General features: G+C 70.0%; 18 protein-coding genes and 1 tRNA gene. 2 read left to right on the plus strand and 17 right to left on the minus strand.

Features of this window, described 5'->3' with window-relative positions:
- From VGD32_RS06805 to VGD32_RS06845, 9 genes are all read right to left on the minus strand, one after another.
- On the minus strand, positions 1 to 300 hold a 300-nt coding region (locus tag VGD32_RS06805; RefSeq protein WP_331031148.1), incomplete at its 3' end, for an aminotransferase class I/II-fold pyridoxal phosphate-dependent enzyme.
- Between the two features lie 136 nt (positions 301 to 436).
- Positions 437 to 1537: a 3-hydroxyisobutyrate dehydrogenase gene (gene mmsB, locus VGD32_RS06810; protein ID WP_331031149.1), complete on the minus strand. Its 1101-nt coding sequence runs from the start codon at positions 1535 to 1537 to the stop codon at positions 437 to 439.
- A gap of 438 nt (positions 1538 to 1975) precedes the next feature.
- Positions 1976 to 2740, minus strand: coding sequence for a methyltransferase (locus tag VGD32_RS06815; RefSeq protein ID WP_331031150.1), 765 nt, complete (start codon positions 2738 to 2740; stop codon positions 1976 to 1978).
- A 30-nt stretch (positions 2741 to 2770) separates the two neighbouring features.
- Positions 2771 to 3556: a class I SAM-dependent methyltransferase gene (locus VGD32_RS06820; RefSeq protein WP_331031151.1), complete on the minus strand. Its 786-nt coding sequence runs from the start codon at positions 3554 to 3556 to the stop codon at positions 2771 to 2773.
- 212 nt (positions 3557 to 3768) lie between these two features.
- Entirely contained in the window at positions 3769 to 4815 is a 1047-nt protein-coding gene (locus VGD32_RS06825) for an enoyl-CoA hydratase/isomerase family protein (RefSeq protein WP_331031152.1), read from the minus strand.
- Between the two features lie 45 nt (positions 4816 to 4860).
- Positions 4861 to 5241 (minus strand): hypothetical protein, encoded by a 381-nt coding sequence (locus VGD32_RS06830; RefSeq protein ID WP_331031153.1) that lies wholly within the window; start codon positions 5239 to 5241, stop codon positions 4861 to 4863.
- On the minus strand, positions 5241 to 5972 hold the full coding sequence (locus tag VGD32_RS06835) for a hypothetical protein (protein ID WP_331031154.1): 732 nt from the start codon (positions 5970 to 5972) through the stop codon (positions 5241 to 5243). The genes VGD32_RS06830 and VGD32_RS06835 overlap by 1 nt, the downstream gene beginning before the upstream one ends.
- A 34-nt stretch (positions 5973 to 6006) precedes the next feature.
- Positions 6007 to 6330 carry a DUF6968 family protein gene (locus VGD32_RS06840; RefSeq protein ID WP_331031155.1) on the minus strand — a complete coding sequence of 108 codons (324 nt, stop codon included), beginning with the start codon at positions 6328 to 6330 and terminating at the stop codon, positions 6007 to 6009.
- Positions 6327 to 7466, minus strand: a complete 1140-nt coding sequence (locus VGD32_RS06845) for an isobutyryl-CoA dehydrogenase (protein ID WP_331031156.1) — start codon at positions 7464 to 7466, stop codon at positions 6327 to 6329. The genes VGD32_RS06840 and VGD32_RS06845 overlap by 4 nt, the downstream gene beginning before the upstream one ends.
- Positions 7467 to 7707: 241 nt before the next feature.
- On the opposite strand from VGD32_RS06845, the gene hemB reads away from it, so the two are divergent.
- Positions 7708 to 8715 (plus strand): porphobilinogen synthase, encoded by a 1008-nt coding sequence (gene hemB / locus VGD32_RS06850; RefSeq protein ID WP_331031157.1) that lies wholly within the window; start codon positions 7708 to 7710, stop codon positions 8713 to 8715.
- Here hemB and VGD32_RS06855 read toward each other — a convergent pair whose 3' ends face one another.
- From VGD32_RS06855 to VGD32_RS06880, 6 genes are all read right to left on the minus strand, one after another.
- Entirely contained in the window at positions 8716 to 9027 is a 312-nt protein-coding gene (locus VGD32_RS06855) for a hypothetical protein (protein WP_331031158.1), read from the minus strand.
- A gap of 92 nt (positions 9028 to 9119) precedes the next feature.
- On the minus strand, positions 9120 to 9932 hold the full coding sequence (locus VGD32_RS06860; RefSeq protein ID WP_331031159.1) for an MBL fold metallo-hydrolase: 813 nt from the start codon (positions 9930 to 9932) through the stop codon (positions 9120 to 9122).
- Entirely contained in the window at positions 9929 to 10717 is a 789-nt protein-coding gene (locus tag VGD32_RS06865; RefSeq protein ID WP_331031160.1) for a TatD family hydrolase, read from the minus strand. The genes VGD32_RS06860 and VGD32_RS06865 overlap by 4 nt, the downstream gene beginning before the upstream one ends.
- Complete coding sequence (locus VGD32_RS06870) at positions 10717 to 11694, minus strand: DNA polymerase III subunit delta' (protein WP_331031161.1); 978 nt, start codon at positions 11692 to 11694, stop codon at positions 10717 to 10719. Before VGD32_RS06870 ends, VGD32_RS06865 begins: the two co-directional genes overlap by 1 nt.
- Positions 11691 to 12317 (minus strand): dTMP kinase, encoded by a 627-nt coding sequence (tmk, locus tag VGD32_RS06875; protein WP_331031162.1) that lies wholly within the window; start codon positions 12315 to 12317, stop codon positions 11691 to 11693. The genes VGD32_RS06870 and tmk overlap by 4 nt, the downstream gene beginning before the upstream one ends.
- Before the next feature lie 38 nt (positions 12318 to 12355).
- Positions 12356 to 13201: a septal ring lytic transglycosylase RlpA family protein gene (locus VGD32_RS06880; protein ID WP_331031163.1), complete on the minus strand. Its 846-nt coding sequence runs from the start codon at positions 13199 to 13201 to the stop codon at positions 12356 to 12358.
- Between the two features lie 95 nt (positions 13202 to 13296).
- Here VGD32_RS06880 and VGD32_RS06885 point away from each other — a divergent pair.
- Positions 13297 to 13386: transfer RNA gene (locus VGD32_RS06885), tRNA-Ser, on the plus strand.
- A gap of 21 nt (positions 13387 to 13407) precedes the next feature.
- Here VGD32_RS06885 and VGD32_RS06890 read toward each other — a convergent pair.
- Both VGD32_RS06890 and VGD32_RS06895 read right to left on the minus strand, forming a co-directional pair.
- Positions 13408 to 14472 (minus strand): hypothetical protein, encoded by a 1065-nt coding sequence (locus tag VGD32_RS06890; protein ID WP_331031164.1) that lies wholly within the window; start codon positions 14470 to 14472, stop codon positions 13408 to 13410.
- Between the two features lie 134 nt (positions 14473 to 14606).
- Positions 14607 to 18761: a VCBS domain-containing protein gene (locus VGD32_RS06895; RefSeq protein WP_331031165.1), complete on the minus strand. Its 4155-nt coding sequence runs from the start codon at positions 18759 to 18761 to the stop codon at positions 14607 to 14609.
- Positions 18762 to 18898: the final 137 nt, after the last annotated feature.

Genomic DNA, 18898 nt, shown 5'->3' on the forward strand with positions numbered 1-18898 from the left:
CTCGGCCTCCAGATCGACCGCCGAACGGGTCGTGCCCGAGATGTTGCGGGTGCCGCCGGCCCCGGCCCCGGCCTGGTCGATCTCCGCCTGCATGGCCTCAAGCACCGCCGGATGCTGGCCCATGCCGAGATAGTCGTTCGAGCACCAGACCACGACGTCCTGCTCCGAACCGTCGGCGCGGCGGCGCCTGGCCAGCGGAAACCGGCCGCGCACGCGCTTCAGGTCGGCGAAGACGCGATAGCGCCCCTCGCTCTTGACCTGCTCCACGGCAGTCTGGAAGGCGGCCTTGTAGTCGAACAAACCTGCGGCTCGTCTCGTCTTGCGGATGGGCCGGGTTTTGCGCCGCGGACGGGCGAAAGTCTATCGCCGCAGGCCGTTAAATCGTCGCAACCTTCTAATTGATAACGGTTCTCAGGTTCATTCATGCCGGCGCGACTCAGCCCTTCGGCAGGTCGTCGAGCTTGCCGCGCAGCATCTGCAGGATGGCGGAGAAGTCGCGGCCGCCGTAGCCGAGGCCGTTGAACATCTGGAACAGGGCCTCGGTCTGGGCGCCCAGCGGCGTCGAGGCGCCCGATTTGGCGGCGGCGTCCTGGGCCAGTTTAAGGTCCTTGAGCATCATGGCCGCCGCGAAACCGCCGTCGTAATTGCGGTTCGAGGGCGCGGTCGGAACCGGGCCGGGCCACGGATAGTAGGTGGTGACGCTCCAGCTCTGGCCGGAGGATTTGGCGACGATGTCGAACATCTTCACCGGGTCGAGGCCCAGCTTCTCGGCCAGGCCGATGGCCTCGCAGGTTCCGAGCATGGTGATGCCGAGGATCATGTTGTTGCAGATCTTGGCCGCCTGCCCCGCCCCGTGGTCGCCGGCGCGGAAGGTCGCGCGGCTCATGGGTTCGAGCGCCGCCTCGATGCGGGCGAACTCCGGTTCGTCGCAGCCGACCATGAAGGCCAGGGTGCCGGCGTCGGCGGCCATGGTCCCGCCGGAGACCGGCGCGTCGGCAAAGGCATAGCCGGCGTCCTTCGCCAGGGCGGCGACCTTGCGGGCCGTATCGACGTCGATGGTCGAGCAGTCGAGCAGCAGGGCCGAGGTCGGCGCATGGCCGATGACCTGTTCGGTATAGACCTTGAGCACGTGCGGCCCGGCCGGCAGCATGGTGATGACGACATCCGCGTTCCTGACCGCGTCGGCGACGGAGCCGGCCGGAGTGCAGCCGTGTTCCGCGGCGCGATCCAGCGCGGCTTGCGACAGGTCGAAGGCGAGGACCTTGTGGCCGGCCTTGGCCTGATTGGCCGCCATGCCGCCGCCCATGTTGCCGAGACCGATGAAGGCGATGGTGTGGGTCATGGCGTCGTCTCCCTGATTTTTCTTTGCGCCGGGATTAGCGGCTCGGCGGCCGGGACGCCAGACAGGGGCCCTCGTCCTCCACCGGCCGGCCGGCGGAAGGTTGGGGAGGGCGCGGGACAGCCGGGCCTCGCCCGGATGCGTTGTTGTTTTACCGTTTCGACGAGACAGGCTGCCCCGCGCGGCCGTTTTCCACACGCCCTCCGACTGGCGGCCCTGCGTCCGGGCCTCTGACGGATCGCCCCGGCCTCGTTGCCGAGACCGGAACGGGACGGCCTTACCCCCGCGATCGCGAAGCCATCTGACCGCACCTCAAGGCGCGCGGCGAGCAAGCGGGGCCATCCATCGACCTCCGCGAGGACCCCCGGACTCTCCATCGCCCGGGCTTCATCGCTCGACCACAGCCCGCCGTCGTCGAGGAACGTGGATCCGACGCCCTCCCCATCGACGGGATGCCCCTATTATGCGCGGGGTTTCCGATGCGGCGCGTTCATGACGCTGGCGCGGAGGCGATGGGGAGGAATTACAACACGTTGGCCGCCCGGGTTATGGAGGCAGAGGCGGGATTTGCAGCGCAGCAATTGCCTTCGTCAGCCCCGGTCGTCCCGTCGGCCTTCGCCCGGGCGGCGGTGATGGCTACTGCGCCGGCTTTCTGAATCGCAGCATGAACTGGCTGGTGCGGCCGCGGATCGAAGGATCGAAGACGCTGGCTGTCAGCGGGTCGGCGGGGCTGGCGAGAAGGGCGCTCTCCCCGTCGAGGACGAAGCCGGCGGCGGTCACCTCGCGCTTGACCGCCTCGATGTCGATGCGGTGCAGGGTGTCGGCGGCCGACAAGTCGGAGCCGGCGACGGCGTGGTGGTCGATGATGACGTAGACCCCGCCCGGTTTCAGCGCCCGGAAAACGGCGGCGTTGACCTTCGAGGCGGTGTCAGCCGGGAACGGCGCCAGATGCAGATCGTGGTAATTCTGGGCGGTGAAGACGAGATCGAGGCCGGTCGGGAATTCCGGCGCGCCGATCGGCGAGCGAATCCCGTCGACGTTCGGCAGGGCGTCGGCGGCGGTCACGGCCTCGGCGTAGCTGGCCTGGAAGCCGATGAATTCGGCGGGCTGCCAGGCGGTGACGTGACCGGTGGGCCCAACGGCGGCGGAGAAGACGCGGGTGAAATAGCCGCCGCCCATGATCATGTCGGCCACCTTCTGGCCCGGGGCGACCTGGGCGAAGGCGAGGGTTTCCGCGGTGTGACGGGCTTCGTCGCGAGCGCGGTCCTCGGCGGTGCGGACCGGGTCGGCCAGGGCGGCGGCCCAGGACGACGGCTGCTGCGGCGACAGCGAGACCGGCGCGAAGGCGGCGGTCGACAGCGCGACCAGCGCCGCGGCGGCGACAAGCACGGAACGACGCATCACTCTTCTCCTGTCAGAACGGGCCCGATCTCAGCCGGGCTTGCGGAATCGGTAGACGAACTGGTCGGTGCGGCCGCGGATGGCTTCGTCGAAGACGTTGACGGTGCGGTCGTCGGCCGGGTTGGCCAGGGCCGTCGACTCGCCGTCGAAGACGAAGCCGGCCGCCTCGACCTCCGCGCGCAGCGAGGCGCCCTCGATGCGATGCAGGGACTGGACCTCGGCGTGGCCCGTGCCGGGGCGGCCCGAGTGGTCGACGACGATGAAATAGCCGCCGGGCTTGAGGGCCGCATAGATGGCGCGATTCATCGTGGCCACGTCGGTGTTGAAGGCCGGGATGTGGAAGTCGTGATACTCTTGGCTCATCCAGACGACATCGAGCGGCTCAGGGAAGCTCAGGGTATTGAGGTCGCCGTTGACCCGCAGGACGTTCGGATAGGCGTTCACGAGCGCGTCGGCGCGGGGGTTCTCACGCTCGGCCGTCCGGTTCGGCACGAAGGCGTAGACCTTGCCGCCGTCGCCGACGACACGGGCGAACAGGCGGGTGAAGTAGCCGGCGCCGGGGCGGATGTCGGCGATCCTGTCGCCCGGCTCGAGCATGGCGAAGGCGAGCATGCGGTCGGGGTGGCGGAATGGATCGCGGGCGACCTCTTCCGCGGGACGCAGCGGATCGGCGATGGCGGCGCGGTGGATGTCCGCCAGCCGCATGGTCTCATAGGTGCGGTTCGCCATGCGGTCTTCGCGACCGGCGTAGGGGTCGGAGCCGCAGGCGGCGAGGGCGAAGATGGCGGTTACGGCGAGCATCGACGGTTTGAGCATGATCGTCTCCTGAACCAGCGGCGACAGCCAAGCTCCGGTTTGGGGAGGGATGCAAGCGCGAATCCTTCTCCCTTCGAGGGAGACGGTGTCAGGCGGAGCCTGACGGATGAGGGGGCTGGCGGAAAAGGTCTGCTGCCGGAGCGCCGGCTTCCGGCATCCCCTCATCCGAGCCGCTTCGCGGCCCATCTTCTCTCCCGGGAGGGGAGAAGGGATCAGAGCGGCTCCCACTCCTCCGCTTCGGGAAGCGGGGCGAACAGACGGTCGAGGTCGGCGTCGGACACGCCGGAGAGGTCGGCGGGCGCCCAGGCCGGGGCGTTGTCCTTGTCGACGATGACGGCGCGGACGCCTTCCTGGAAGTCATGGGTGCGGACGACGCGGCCGCCGAGGCGGTATTCCATGGCCATGTTGTCGGCGAAGGAGTCCAGCGCCGCGCCGGTGCGCAGCTGGCGCAGGGTCACCTTGAGCGATTGCGGCGACTTGGTCTTCAGGATCGCCAGCTGGGCCAGGGCCCAGTCAGAGCCGTCGGCCTCGAGGGCCGCGAAGATCTGCTCGACGGTGTCGAAGGCGAACAGGCGGTCGATGGCGGGCAGGTGCGGCTCGATGGGCGGTTCGCCGGCATCGGTCTCGAGGCCGTCGGCGACATCGATCGGATGGGCCGGGTCGGCGGCGAGGATGGCGCGGAAGGCCTCCAGCGCGTCGGACGGCAGATAGTGGGTGTGGACGCCCAGGAAGACGGTGTCCGCCGCCTTGAGCCGGGCGCCGGTCAGGGCCAGCCAGACGCCGGTCTGGCCCGGCAGGCGCGGCAGGAACCAGCCGCCGCCGACGTCGGGGAACAGGCCGATGCCGGTCTCGGGCATCGCATAGGTGGTGCGCTCGGTGGCGATGCGGACGTCGGCCGGTTCAGAGATGCCCACGCCGCCGCCCATGACGACGCCGTCGACCAGGGCGGTCACCGGCCTGGGATAGTCGAACAGCAGGTGGTTGAGCTTGTATTCCCGGTCGAAGAAGGCCTTGGCCTCCGACGCGTCCCCTGCCCCGCTCTCCGCGATCATGCGGATGTCGCCGCCGGCGCAGAAGCCCCGTTCGCCGGCGTGGTCGATCAGGATGGACTTCACGGCGTCGTCGTCGCGCCAGGCCAGCAGCGCCTCGATCATGGCGTCGCACATGGCGCGGTTCAGCGCGTGCAGGGCCTTGGGGCGGTTCAGGGTGATGTGGCCGACGCCGGAGGAGACGCGGGCGAGGACTTCTGGTTCGCTCATGGGCGTCCGTCTAGGCGGCCGCCGGGAAACGGTCCAGCCCGGACGTCAGCCTTCCGGCCACGGCAGGCGTTCACAGGCCGCCGTCGGGTCCGAGCAGGCCCAGAGGGTGACGGTGAAGGTGTCGCCCGGGCGCAGGCCGCCGATCGGGTGAAGCTCGGCCCGCGACATGCCGTTCAGGATGCTGCGGCCGAAGCGGGTGTCGGCGGGCGTCTGGCGATCGATCCGGCAGCCGCGCACCCGGCCACGGCCGGCCACGGTGCAACTGACCTGGGCCTGGACGACGCCCTCCTCGCCCGAGGGGACAGTCGGGATCGGGATGCTCCGCCAGCGCACCTGACCGTCGGTCCAGTGGCGCGGAGCCTCGGCCGGAGGCCTCTGCGGCGGGGCCTGGACGGCGAGCAGGAGGGCCAAGAGCAGGCTGGTCATCACCGGGTCTCAGGGGCGGGGACCACGGTCATGTCGTACGGAATGAAGAGCGCAAGTTCGAGCGGACCCGACTGCCGCCAGGTGACCCGGTTCGACATGCCCTCCACCTGGACGGCATAGCCCTCGCCGAAGGCCGCCGCCGTGGTGCGGGCGTCGGCGGAGATGGCGGCGAGGATGGGGGTCCGGTACTGGGCCGGATTGACCACGGAGAGCTGCCAGTCGCCGATGACCTCGGCCAGCGAGCGGCCGACCGGCGCGACGCCGTCGACGAAATCCTCGATCCGCTCCGAGGCGGCGTCGAGGGTGTCGGCCTCGCGGATCGGCGTCTTGACGACCAGGCTGGCCACGCTGGTGTCGCTGCGGCCGGGATCCATGCCCAGGGTCAGGGTCGAGACCATGTCCTCGGTCAGCGGGACGAGCGTGCCGTCGTCCTCGATACTGAGGTCGATGTCGGGACGTCCGGCGGCGGCGCGGGCCATGGCGCGCAGGGTCCGGGTGATCTCGTCGCGGCGGCCCGGCGCGTCCCGGGTGTCGTTCACGACGCGGACGGCGACGATCAGATTGTCGGCCCGGCGCTCCAGCTGGATCACGGGGATGTCGTCGGGGTCCCACTCGATGGCCCGCGAACCGGTGACGATGATCTCGTCGATCCCGACGTAGTTCGAGGCGTCCTGGGCAAGCGCGGGCGAAGCCAGCAGGGCGACGGCGGCGGCGAAGGCAAGGGATTTCATGATGACACTCCTCCCGCGACGGAGGTTGGCACAGTCAGCCGGCGGCGTCACCGGGCTCCGCAGAGGCTGGAGCGGCCGGAATGGGCGGCAGGCCGAGACCGCTGTCACCGTCCAGCCAGCGGGCCGTCGGAGCCTCGTGTTCGAGGCGCCCACCCACCATACCCATGGCCAAAAGAAGCGCCTGGGTGGAATCCACGCCCATCGAACAGCCCCGCGCCTCCGGCCGGTCGAACCAGTGGATGATCCAGTCGCACCGCCAGTCGCCGCGGTCCCGGACCGGCCTCATCCATTCGACGACCACCCGGCGCTCGACCCCGTCGATCTCGACACCGAACTCCCGGTCGCAAACGAGGGTCACTGCCGCATCATCTCCCGGGCGGTGATCACCCGCATGATCTCGTTGGTGCCCTCGAGGATCCGGTGGACGCGCAGGTCGCGGACGATGCGCTCCAGCGGGTAGTCCTTGAGGTAGCCGTAGCCGCCGTGCAGCTGCAGGGCCTCGTCGGCGATCTGGAAGCAGGCGTCGGTGGCCATGCGCTTGGCCATGGCGCACCATTTGGTCTTCTCGGGATGGTTCGTGTCGAGGGCCCAGGCCCCGCGCAGCACCATCAGGCGGGCGGCCTCCAGCTGGGTGGCCATGTCGGCGAGCTTGAACTGGGTGTTCTGGAAGTCGGCGATCGGCTTGCCGAACTGCTTGCGGGTGGAGACGTACGCCTGCGCCGTCTCGAGGGCGAGGCGGGCGCCGCCCAGCGAGCAGGCGGCGATGTTCAGGCGGCCGCCGTCGAGGCCCATCATGGCGTAGCGAAAGCCGTCGCCCTCCTTGCCGAGCAGGCTTGCAGACGGAATTCGGCAGTCGTCGAAGCTGACGATGGCGGTGGGCTGGGAGTTCCAGCCCATCTTCTTCTCCTGGGCGCCGAAGGAGAGGCCCGGCGCGTCCTTCTCGACGACGAAGGTGGAGATGCCCTTGGGGCCGTCGCCGCCGGTGCGGGCCATGACGACATAGACGTCCGAGGTTCCCGCGCCGGAGATGAAGGCCTTGGAGCCGTTCAGCACCCAGTGGTCGCCGTAGAGACGGGCCGTGGTGCGCAGGGCGGCGGCGTCGGAGCCGGAACCGGGCTCGGTCAGGCAGTAGCTGGCGATCAGCTCCATCGACACGAGGCGCGGCACGTAGCGGGCGCGCAGGTCGTCCGACCCGAAGCGGTCGATCATCCAGGTCGCCATGTTGTGGATCGAGATGAAGGCGGCGGTGGAGACGTCGCCGCGCGACAGCTCCTCGAAGATGACCGCGGCCTCGACCCGGCCCAGCGCCATGCCGCCGTGCTCCTCGCCGGTGTAGATGCCGCAGAAGCCCATCTCGGCGGCGTGCTTCATGACGTCGACGGGGAAGTGTTTGGTCTCGTCCCAGTCGGCGCTGTGCGGGGCCAGCTCGGCCTCGGCGAAGGCGCGGGCGGCGTCCTGGATGGCGCGCTGGTCGTCGGTGAGGGCGAAGTCCATGGGGCGGTTCCTGCGAGTCTTTCGTGGGCTTCTATCCATGAGAGAGCCCTGCGTCACCACACACCGTCCGTCATCCTCGGGCTCGACCCGAGGATCAGACGTGGGAATGAGCTGTGCGTTAAAGACGGCCCCGCAAGCGCTGCCGCGCCGGGGCCGACGGAGCACCGGACGGTCTGGCCCTCGGGTCAAGCCCGAGGGCGACGGGCTGTATTTTCCGTCGCGAGAGTTTAAGTCCGGCCGCATGACCCAGCCGTTCCCGCCCGCCGCCTTTCCCTACGCCCGCCCCCGCCGGCTGCGCAGCCAGCCCTGGGTGCGGCGGCTGGTGGCCGAGACGACGCTGACGCCGGCGGATCTGGTCTGGCCGCTGATCGTGCATGACGGGGCGGACGAGCGGGTGGCGGTGGCCTCGATGCCGGGTGTGTTCCGGTTGAGCCCGAAGGCGGCGGCCAGGGCGGCGGTCGAGGCGCGGGACCTCGGGATTCCGGCGGTGGCGCTGTTTCCCAATGTCGACGGCGCGATCAAGGACGGGGTGGGCACGGGCGCGACCGATCCGGACGGCCTGATCCCCGACTGCATCAAGGCGATCAAGGACGCGGCGCCGGAGATCGGGGTCATGACCGATGTGGCGCTGGACTGCTACACCGACCACGGCCACGACGGGGTGCTGGAGGACGGGCGGATCGTCAACGACGCCACGCTGGAGCGGCTGGCGGAACAGGCCTTCATCCACGCCCACGCCGGGGCCGACGTGGTGGCCCCGTCGGACATGATGGACGGGCGGGTCCAGGCCATCCGCGAGGCGCTGGAGGCCAATGGGCTGCAGGACGTGATGATCCTGTCCTACGCCGCCAAATACGCTTCCGCCTTCTACGGGCCGTACCGGGACGCGGTGGGCTCGGCGAAGCAGCTGACCGGCGACAAGAAGACCTATCAGATGGACTACGCCAATTCGGACGAGGCGCTGTGCGAGGTGGCGATGGACATTTCCGAGGGCGCCGACGCGGTCATGGTCAAGCCGGGGATGCTGTATCTGGATATCGTGCGTCGGGTGTCGGAGACCTTCCGCGTGCCGACCTTCGCCTACCAGGTGTCGGGCGAGTATTCGATGATGCGGGCGGCGATGGCCAACGGCTGGCTGGACGAGGAGCGGGCCATCCTGGAAAGCCTGCACGCCTTCAAGCGGGCGGGGGCGGCGGGGGTGCTGAGCTATTTCGCCCCGCAGGCGGCGCGGTTGCTGGGCCAGGTTTGACTAGTGCCGGAAGCGCGGGTCGATCCGCCGCGCGACGCTCAGTGGATAGGAGTGGGCGACCAACATCCGGTCCGACTGGGCATCCCGGAAAAGGTACAGCACCCAGACCTCGCCGGGTTTAGCGATCGCCTGGCCGTCGTCGCAGGCGGCGCTGCTTCCCGTACGCCCGATCTCGTAGCTGGGAGCGTCTGCTCGCCCCTCGATCGAACGGCTCACGCGAACGGTAGCCGTCCAACCCGGCCGCTCGCCCCCCGGACGAGCTTCGGCGCGCGTGACGACTCCGAGCGCGACGGCGTCGAAATCGTCGCTCACACGCTGAAAGGGCTCGCGATACAAGCGGCAGGCAGCCGCGGGCGTAGCGTTAATCAGGAAGGACGCCGCCGCGCCGACAAGGCATAGCCATTTCACAGGAAAACCCCCGCGCTCCAGCCATCGTAGGCCACCTCGACGTTCGGCGGAACCGCCGCCGACAGGGCGTTGTAATCCAGGTCGAGGTGCAGGTTGGTGAGCACCGCCTTCTTCACTCCGGCGCGGGCGATCCAGTCGAGGGTGCGTTCGACGTGGGCGTGGGTCGGGTGCGGCGTCCAGCGCAGGGCGTCGACGATCCACAGCTCGCAGCCGCGGACGGTCTCGATAGCGGCGTCGTCAAGGTCGGAGACGTCGCTGGAGTAGGCCACGGGGCCGATGCGGTAGCCGACCGAGCGGATCGGGCCGTGGGCCTGGTCGAAGGTGACGACGGGGACCGGGCCGCCGGGTCCGTCGAGGGACCAGCTCTGGCCGTGCGGCGGCAGCGGATGGGCGTCGAGGATGGCGGGATAGCCCTCGACGCTGTCGAAGATGTAGCGGAAGCGCTCGCGCAGGGCGGCGTGGGTGGCGGCGTCCATGAAGGCGGGGATGCGGCGGCGGGCGCGCATGGCGAAGACGCGCAGGTCGTCGACGCCGTGGGTCTGGTCGGCGTGGTCGTGGGTGTAGAGGACGGCGTCGATGTGCTTGACCCCGGCGGCGAGCGTCTGCTGGCGCAGGTCGGGCGAGGTGTCGATCAGGACGCTGGTGACGCCGTCCGGGCCGTGGCGGCGGACCAGCAGGGAGCAGCGCAGACGGCGGTTCCTCGGCTCGGCCGGATCGCAGTCCCCCCAGTCGCCGTCGCCGCGCGGGACGCCGCCGGACGAGCCGCAGCCGAGAATGACGATCTCCAGCTCGTCCGCCCTGCCCGTCATGCGCCCTCCGGCCGGGGAATGCGGTCGAACAGGGCGAAGAAGGCGTCCGTGGTTCGGGTCTCGGCCTCGTCGCGGGACCAGCCGCGGATTTCGGCCAGCTTGTCGAGGACATGGCCGACGTACGCCGGCTCGTTGCGGCGGCCGCGATGCGGCACGGGGGCGAGGTAGGGGCAGTCGGTCTCGACGATGATGCGGTCGGCGGGCATGGCGGCGATGATGTCGCGCACCTCGGTCGCGGCCTTGAAGGTGGCGATGCCGGAAACCGAGAACCAGGCGCCCAGTTCCGCCGCCTTTTCCGCCAGTTCCGGGCCGCTGGTGTAGCAGTGCATCAGGAAGCGAAACGGCCCCCTCGCCTGCTCTTCGGCCAGGATGTCGGCCATCAGGGCGTCGGCCTCGCGGGTGTGGACGACCAGCGGCAGGCCGGTGCGGCGGGCGGCCTCGATGTGCCGGCGGAAGACGGCGGCCTGCACGTCGCGGGGGCTGAGGTCGTAGTGGAAGTCGAGGCCGCATTCGCCGATGCCGATCACGCGCGGACGGCCCGCGAGACCGACCAGCTTGTCGGCGGTCAGGTCGGCGTAATCCTTCGCCTCGTGCGGATGGACGCCGACCGTGGCCCAGATGTCGTCATGCGTCATGGCGAGGGCGTGGGTGGCCTCGAAGGTCGACAGCTTGTCCGAAATCTCGACCATCAGCCCGACGCCGGCCGCGCGGGCCCGGGCGATGACCGCGTCGCGGTCCTCGTCGAACTGCGGCGCGTGGAGATTGACGTGGCTGTCGATCAGCATCAGGCGCGGGCCTTGGTCCGCTGCAGGTCGGCGAGCGCCCCGGCCAGCACGTCGGCGCGGTCGAGATTGATGGCGGCCGCGCGGTCGGGCAGTTCGGACAGCCGCTCCCACAGCTCAGCCCAGCGCGCGCCGGACTTGCCCTCCTCGAGCGCGCGCACTTTCACCGCGGCGATCAGCCGATCCATCAGGGTTTCGAAGCGCTCCTGCCCCTCGGCGCCGCGGAATTTGTCGGCCACGGAGAGGATCTCGGCGCGGTCGAGATCGGACGCGGCGACCCAGGCCTGGGCCAGCTGGTCGGCCTCAAGCGTCGCGCCGGAGGCCAGCGCCAGCGCCTGACCGGGCGAGCCGGCGGCCATGGCGGCGATGCGGACGGCCTCGGCCGAGGGCACGCCGGTCCGGTTGCGGACCAGATCCTCCAGCGCGTGCAGCGGCCAGACCGGGAAGGCCAGACGGCGGCAGCGCGAGCGGATGGTGGCGAGCAGCCGGCCGGGCGCGTGGGTGACGAGAAACAGCACGCCGCGCTCCGGCGGCTCCTCAAGAACCTTGAGCAAGGCATTGGCGGCGTTGAGATTCAGGTCGTCGGCGGCGTCGATTATGGCGACACGGTATTTGGCCTGCGACGGACTCTTGGAAAAGAACTCCGGCAGGTCGCGGGCCTGATCGACGGAGATGGATTTCTTTGTCTTTCCGCCCTCGACGGCGCGTTCGAGCACCAGCAGATCGGGATGGGACTGGGCCGTGATCAGGCGGGCCACGGGATCGTCGGGACGGGTTCCGAGCAGGCCGCGCGACGGATCCGGCGCGGCGCCCAGCAGGCGACGGGCGGCGCGGTAGGCGAAGGTCGACTTGCCCGAGCCCTCGACCCCGCACAGCAGCCAGGCGTGGTGCAGGCGGCCCTTGTCGAAGGCGTCGAGGAAGGCGGCCTCCGCGGCGGCGTCAGGCACGAGGTCGAAGCGGTCGAGCGGATGCTCGCTCACAGCAGCCGGGCCTCGACGGCGGCCCAGACCCGGGCCTCGACGGTTTCGAGATCACCCTCGGCGTCGACGATCACGCAGCGGTCCGGATGGGCGGCGGCGATGTCGCGGAAACCGCGCCGCAGTCGCTCGTGGAACTCCAGCCCCTTGGATTCGAAACGGGTCTCGAAGAGTCCCCGTCCGAAGGCGCGCTCCAGCCCCACCTCGACCGGCAGATCGAAGACCAGGGTCAGGTCCGGCTGGGTGTCCCCGACGACGGCGGCGTCGAGGGTTTCGATGAACGCGGCGGGCGTGCCGCCGCCGGCGCCCTGATAGGCGCGGCTGGAATCGGCGAAGCGGTCGCAGACGACCCAGCGGCCGGCCTCCAGGGCGGGCCGGATGGTGCGCTCCAGATGGTCGGAGCGGGCGGCGAACATCAGCAGGGTCTCGGTCATCGGCGACCAGCGGCCGGGGTCTCCGTTCAGGGCGATGGCGCGGATGTCCTCCGCGCCGTCCGAGCCGCCCGGCTCGCGGGTCTGGAGAACCTCGAGATCACGGGCTCGGAGCCGTTCGACCAGGCGGGCGACCTGGGTCGACTTGCCGGTCCCCTCGCCGCCCTCGAACGTGATGAATCTGCCTTGGGTCACCGGCGCACAATGGCGGCGCCGGGCCGCTTCGCAAGGGTCTAGACGCCCGAAATCGTCGTCGCTTCGGGATAACCCCGCGAGATGACGGCGCGCCGGGACCGCTCGGCCGCGCCGGCGTCCGGCCACGGCCCGACCAGCACCCGGAACTGGCCCGGAGCCGCCTCCTCGACCGTCGCGCTTCCGCCCAGATGGTCCGCGGCCCGCCGGGCCTGGCGCGCGTCGGCCCAGGTTCCCGCCTGGACCCAGACGCCGGCGCGCGCGGGCGCGGGCGGCGACGATTCCGCCGGCCGGGACTGCGGTTGGGTCATCGGGCCCGGTTGCGGCGGCGGCGTCGCGGCCGGGACAGGGGGCGCCGGGGACGCCTCAGCGTACTGGAGGACCTGTCCGCCGCCGAGACGCGGCGCGCGGCCAAGGTAACGCACCCTCACCTCGCCCACTCCGGCCCGACGCAGGTCGAGCGCGTCGGCGGCGCCGCGGGACAGATCGATGATCCGGCCGTCCACGAAGGGACCGCGGTCGTTGACCCGGACGACGATGCGGCGGCCGTTGGCGAGGTTGGTGACCTCCACCAGACCGGGCAGCGGCAGGGTCTTGTGGGCCGCGGTCAGGGCGTTCATGTCGAAGCGCTCGCCGGTGGCCGTCGGACGGCCGTGGAACTGGTCGCCGTACCACGAGGCCATGCCGGTTTCGTCGTAGTCGGGCTGCTCCTCCGGCTGATACCAGCGTCCGCGGATCTGGTAGGGCCGCATGGTGCCGGAAACGATGGGGGCCGGATCGGTGACGACGGGGATCGGCCGCGCGTCCGGCCGCGCGCCGGTCGCGCAGGCGGCCAGCAGCGACAGCAGGCCCGCGATCATCACACCCTTGAGAAGTCTCGCAGCCATGGCCCCGCCTCTGATGCGCAGAGGATGGCGAAAGACATTTCCGCTTTGGTTAACAGGCTGTTTGGCGGTATGCGGCGGGTCCGCTCGCGGGACACGGACAGGTGGCCGAGTGGTTTAAGGCAGCGGTCTTGAAAACCGCCGTAGGTGTGAGCCTACCGTGGGTTCGAATCCCACCCTGTCCGCCACAGCGCCGGGCGCCGGGCCTGCTACCGGACCTCGACCGCCACGTGGCCGGCGCCGGAGGCGGGGGCGGAGCGATAGACCCGGAAATCGAGCGCGGCCTCGGCGAGGTTTCCCGTCAGGCCTTTCACCACATTGCTGCGGTAGTTGGCGATCGCTTCGGCGAATCCCTGCCGCGTCGGTTCCGACAGCTTGCGCAGGGCGGCGCGCACCGCCGCTTCCTTGGCCCAGCCGGTCTTGTAGCCGTTGGCGTCGAGCGGGCTGTCGGCGAGGGAGCCGAGCCGGTCGGCGATCGGTCCGCCGGGCTGGAGGTCCGCGGGCGACGGCGAATTCTCGAACAGCCAGTACAGGGCGCCGGCCTGTTCCGCGCCGAGGGTTCCGGGCGGGGTCAGAAGGGCGCCGAGCTCGAGCAAGGCGCGCTGATCCTGCGAGTCTACGACCGAGACGATGCCGGTCTGGACGACCGGCTGGACGTCGCCGTTCTTGATCGCTTCCCTCGCAAGGGCCGCGATGCGCCGCGGCGCGCAGATCGCCTGATTGTCCTGGAGCTGGTTGATCGCCGTCGAATAGGTGTAGCTGCCCGACCCCAGCACGGCGTTGCGGTGCACGGTCAGCGCGCTGGTCACGAGGGTGCGGACGGCGTCGATGTTCTCCGCCGAGAAAAGAAAATTCTGCGTGTAGACATCCAGCGCGCTGTTCGCAGCGCCCGCGCCCAGCGCCAACCGGGCGATGTCCTGCTCACCCTCGCCGTCCAGCAACAGCAGGGCCGTGCCGACGGTTTCCGCGGCTGCGATGACGTCCTGCCCGACCAGGATCCATTGCTGCGTCTCGCCGGCCGAGGCGAAATAGTCGCTGCAATTGGCGTAGATCAGGGCGAAACCCTCATCGAGCATGGCCCGGGCCTGGGCGCCGCCGCTCGGGGCCGCGAACGAGGCCTGGGCCGCGCTGGCGAACCGTCCGACCACGCCCCGGGTCGCCGCGGGCGTGCGGGGCCCGTCCGCGTCGACGATCGGAATCGATCCGGCCGTCGTCTGACAGCCGGCGACAACCAGGGCGGCCATGCCGCAGACCAAGGCCTGTATTCGCGCCATCTCGACTTCCCCCAGCGTTCAGGTGCTCGCACACGTTGAACCAGGAACGGCGTTCGGTCTAGGTCCAGCCGGTCTGACGCAGCGACCGGCCGTAACCCGGCGCCCGCAAAGCGGACGCCGGGTGGCAGGCGGGCCTAGTTCCAGAAATCGCCGTCGGCGGGGCGGCCCGCGAACGGGTCCTCGCCGAAGGTGATCTGACCGTCCTCGGAGACGCTCAGGAACATCTCGCCGGCGGCCAGCGGACCACCCGCGGGGGTCAGACCGGCCAGGTCGAGTTCGGCCTCAAGGTCGCTGGGCAGGACCAGCGGCTCCAGGTCGTCGGCGGCCGGCATCAGGAAGGCGTCGTCGTCGGACATCGGCGAAACCTCTGGCGCATCCTTGGACGACACGGCGAGCGGCGCTGCCTCGGCGGCCACCGCCCCGGGGGCCGGATCGATGCTGACCGTGATGGTCTGCGGCGCCGTGCTGGCCGAGGACCCGGTCTCGTCGATGTAGGTCGTGCCCACGACAGTGAGGGTGAACGAACCCGAATAGTCATCGGGCGTGTCGATCAGCAGGTTGCCGCCCAGATCGCCGGCCGGGACCCGCCAGCCGCCGCTCGCGTCCAGCTCGCCGAAGTTGAAGGTCGAGCCGGCCGGGAAGCCGGTGATCATGACGAAGGAGTCCTCCATCGACTCGCCGGCCCCGAGCGTCATCGAGATCGGCACCGTCACCTCGTCGCCCTGCTGGCCGGTCGCCTCGGCGATCCGCGCCAGCCGCCCCGGCGTCAGGCCGAGGAAGCTTTCAATGGCCGATGCGGACTGGAACGAGGAGTCCAGCCAGGCCATCTGGCCGCCGTCGGTCGGCGCGACGCCGTCGTGGCCGCTCTGGACGCCGACGCTGCCCAGGGTGCTCCAGCCCGAGAAGCCGGACTCGAAGCTGGACACGGTCACTCCGTTGACCTGCAGGTTGTCGACCAGCAGGTGCGAGTTCAGCGAGCTGTCGTTCACATTGGAGACGCCGACGCCGAAGCTGTAGTCGCCGGCCTCGGTGGCGGTGAAGGTGAAGGTCTTCCAGCCCGTCGTGCCGTAGTCGCCAACCACCTGCACCGAGCCCAGCATGTAGGCCGCGCCGTTCACCGAGGCGAAGGCGAAGTCGTTGTAGGGCATGTAGTCGTGGGCGACGAAGTCCCAGTTGAACGACACCACGTCGCCCGCCTCGAGATGGATGGTGGTCTGGATGGCCGAACCGACCGTCGGATTCAGCACGGTCGAGGAGCCGACCGCGATGATCGGGGCGTCCGCCACGGCGGCCACGTCGATGACGGTCGAGGCCGTGGCCTCGATGCCGAAGGCGTCGACGACCGTGTAGTTGAAGCTCACCGGACCGCTGGCGTTGGCGGCCCCGAAATAGGTCAGGGTTCCGTCGCCGTTCATCTGCAGGAAGCCGCCCGCCAGGGCGACGCCGCCGCCGGGCGAGATGGCCTGGCCGTCGATCTGGGTCACGGCCACGGCGTCGGTGTCATTGCCGCGGACATCGAAGGTGACCGGCTGATCCTCGAGCGCCGAGACGAAGTCGTTGATCGCCACCGGCCCGTCGCTGGCGCCGGTGATCGTCACATTGACCACCTGCTCGACCGACCCGCCGCGGCCGTCGGAAACGCTGACGGTGTAGCTCTGGATCAGGGTCTCGCCGCCGGCGAGGTGCTGGATGGCGGCGTTGTCGACCTCAAACTGCCAGATCACCGAGCCGGCGCCGTCGCCGAAGCCGTTGTCGACGACCGTGGCGGTGAAGACGCCGAGATAGCCGGGGCCCTGCTCCGTGCTGGACACCGAGTGGCCGTCCCGAAGGTCGACGTCGGCGAAGTCGATCGCGCCCGTGGCGCCCACGACGCCGTCCTCCTGCACCGAGGCCGACGAAACCGCCGCAGTGATGGTGGGGGCGTCGTTCGTGCCGACGATGGTGACGTTGACCAGCTGCTGGGTCGTACCGCCGTTCCCGTCGTCAATGGTGACGAGGTAGCGCTGCAGCAGCGACTGGCCTTCCGAAAGGTAGGCCAGCTCGGAGTCGGAGGCCGAGAAGGTCCAGGTGATCTCGCCCGCGCCGGCGCCGGTGGCGCTGTCGTTGATCACGGCCGTGAAGGTCCCGACGTAGTTGTCGCTCTCCGCCTCGGCGCTGACGCTGTGGCCGTCGATCAGGTCGACATCGTCGAAGGTGATGACGCCGGAGACGCTTTCGGCGCCGCCCTCGATCACTTCGCCGAGCGAGAAGGCCGACGAAATGACCGGGCCGTCGTTCTCGCCGGTGATGGTGATGGTCACGTCCTGGGTGGCGACGCCGCCCTGGCCGTCAGCGACGCTGACGGTATAGGTCTGGGTGCGGGTCTCGCCGGCGCCGAGGAACTGCACCGCGGCGTTGGCGACGGCGAAATTCCACTGGACCGAGCCGGCGCCGTCGCCGGTCGAGGCGTCGGAAACCGTGGCCGTCAGGGCGCCGAGATAGTCTCCGCCCTGGGCGGCGACGCTGACCGTGTGGCCGTCGGCGAGATCGACGTCCCCGAAGTCGATCACGCCGGTGTCGGTCAGCTGCAGGTTCTGGCTGTCGACGCTGACCTGCAGCGTGTACGGGCCCGCCGAGCGCGCGCCGTCGCCGTCCCAGTTCTTGACCACGACGTAGTAGACGCCGTCCGCCGTGGGCGAGAACTGCAGGTAGGAGTCCTGCGACGCCAGGGAGCCGCCGCCTCCGAGGGTGCGCGGCGCGTCATCGTTGAAGTTCAGCAGGTTGCCGGCCGAGTCGTAGATGAAGACGAACGAGTCGAGGCCGAAACCGGCCGGATAGCCCGGGAAGCTGCCCGAGCCGAAGCCGGCCGCGAAATCGATGTCGAGGGTCAGCAGTTCGCCCGCCGACAGGTCGATGCGGTAGACGTCCTGTGCGCCAGGCGCCGAAACCGCGCCGACGATGGACAGGGAGGCGTCCGTCGCATCGCCGAGATTGGCGTTGGGGGCGACGCGCAGCAGGCCGCGGTCGATGACCTGGGCGGCGGCGAAGGTGTCGTTGCCCTCGACCTCGAACACCACAGGGGTCGAGGACGCGGAAGGCGCGGTGACCGGGTTGGTTTCCGAAACGCCGCCCGACGCGTCCGCGGCGGTGATGACCGGAGCGTCGTTCGTGCCGGTGATGGTGACGGTGACCGGCTGGCTGACCACGCCGCCGTGGCCGTCGGAGACGCTGACGGTGTAGGTCTGGATCAGGGTCTCACCCGCCGCCAGATACTGGATGGCGGCGTCGTCGATGGAGAAGCTCCAAGCGACCGAGCCCGCGCCGTCGCCCGTGCTGTCGTCCGCGACGACGGCCGAGAACAGGCCCAGATAGCCGTCGCCGTCGGCAGCGCTGGTGACGGAATGGCTGTCGAGCAGATCGACGTCGGCGAAGGCGATCACGCCGGTCGCGCCGACGCCGGCGTCCTCGATCACCGCCCCTTCGGCCACCATGGCGCCGAGGGTCGGCGCGTCGTTCGACCCGGTGATCGTCACGGTGACGGTGGCGGTGCGCACGTCGCCGTCCGAGTCGGTGACAGTGTAGGTGAAGGTGTCGGTCGCCGTCTCGCCCTCGGCCAGGTACTGCCAATGGGCGGCGTCGGGCGTGTAGACGAAGCTGGCCGTGTCGGCAGAGCCGGGAGCGCCGACGGTTTGGGTCAGGGTGACCGACCCGTGCGCAGGCTGGGTGTTGGTCAGGCTGGCGATCAGATCCGGCACGCTGTCGTTGGCCAGCACGTCGACGGAGATCGAGGCGGTCTCCTCGCCGGCGCTCATCACGTCGTCGACCAGGCTCACGGCCTCGTCGCGCGGATCGAAGGCGACGCCGTCGACGATGACGCTCAGGCTCTCGAATTTCGACACCGTCAGGCCGGACGAGAAGGTGAAGTTGCGGTTGTTGGCCTGGCCGTTCACCGGATTGGTGACCTCGGCGAGGAAGGCGAGGTAGCGGGCGATGTCGGCCTGGACCGCCGGGCTCTGCCACTCGGCGCGGGTCATCGTCAGCTGGAGCGTGTCGCGGCCCGAGCCGCCGTCGTAGTTGTCGGTCGACCCTGCGTTCTCGCCCAGGCCGTAGACCAGCAGGTCGTCGCCCGAATCGCCGCTGACGATGTCGTTTCCGGCGCCGCCGTCGAGGATGTCATTGCCCGAGCCGCCGTTGATGCGGTCGTTCCCGCCCATGCCGTTGAGGTCGTCGGCGCCCGCGCCGCCGTTCAGGTGATCGGCGCCGGCCGTGCCGGAGACGGTGTTTCCACCCGATTTCGATTGAGCAGCCATGTATTCGCCCCTTGCTGTTGTTTCTTGCGGCATCGAACGAGCGGCGGCGGCCGGACGGCCGCAGGGCGCCGCCCGCCGGACATCCGGCGGCGCGAAGGCGCCGTCACTGCTTGTTCCCTACCCCTCCCCATCGCGCC

This window comes from Brevundimonas sp., from assembly GCF_036402095.1.
Taxonomy (GTDB): Bacteria; Pseudomonadota; Alphaproteobacteria; order Caulobacterales; family Caulobacteraceae; genus Brevundimonas.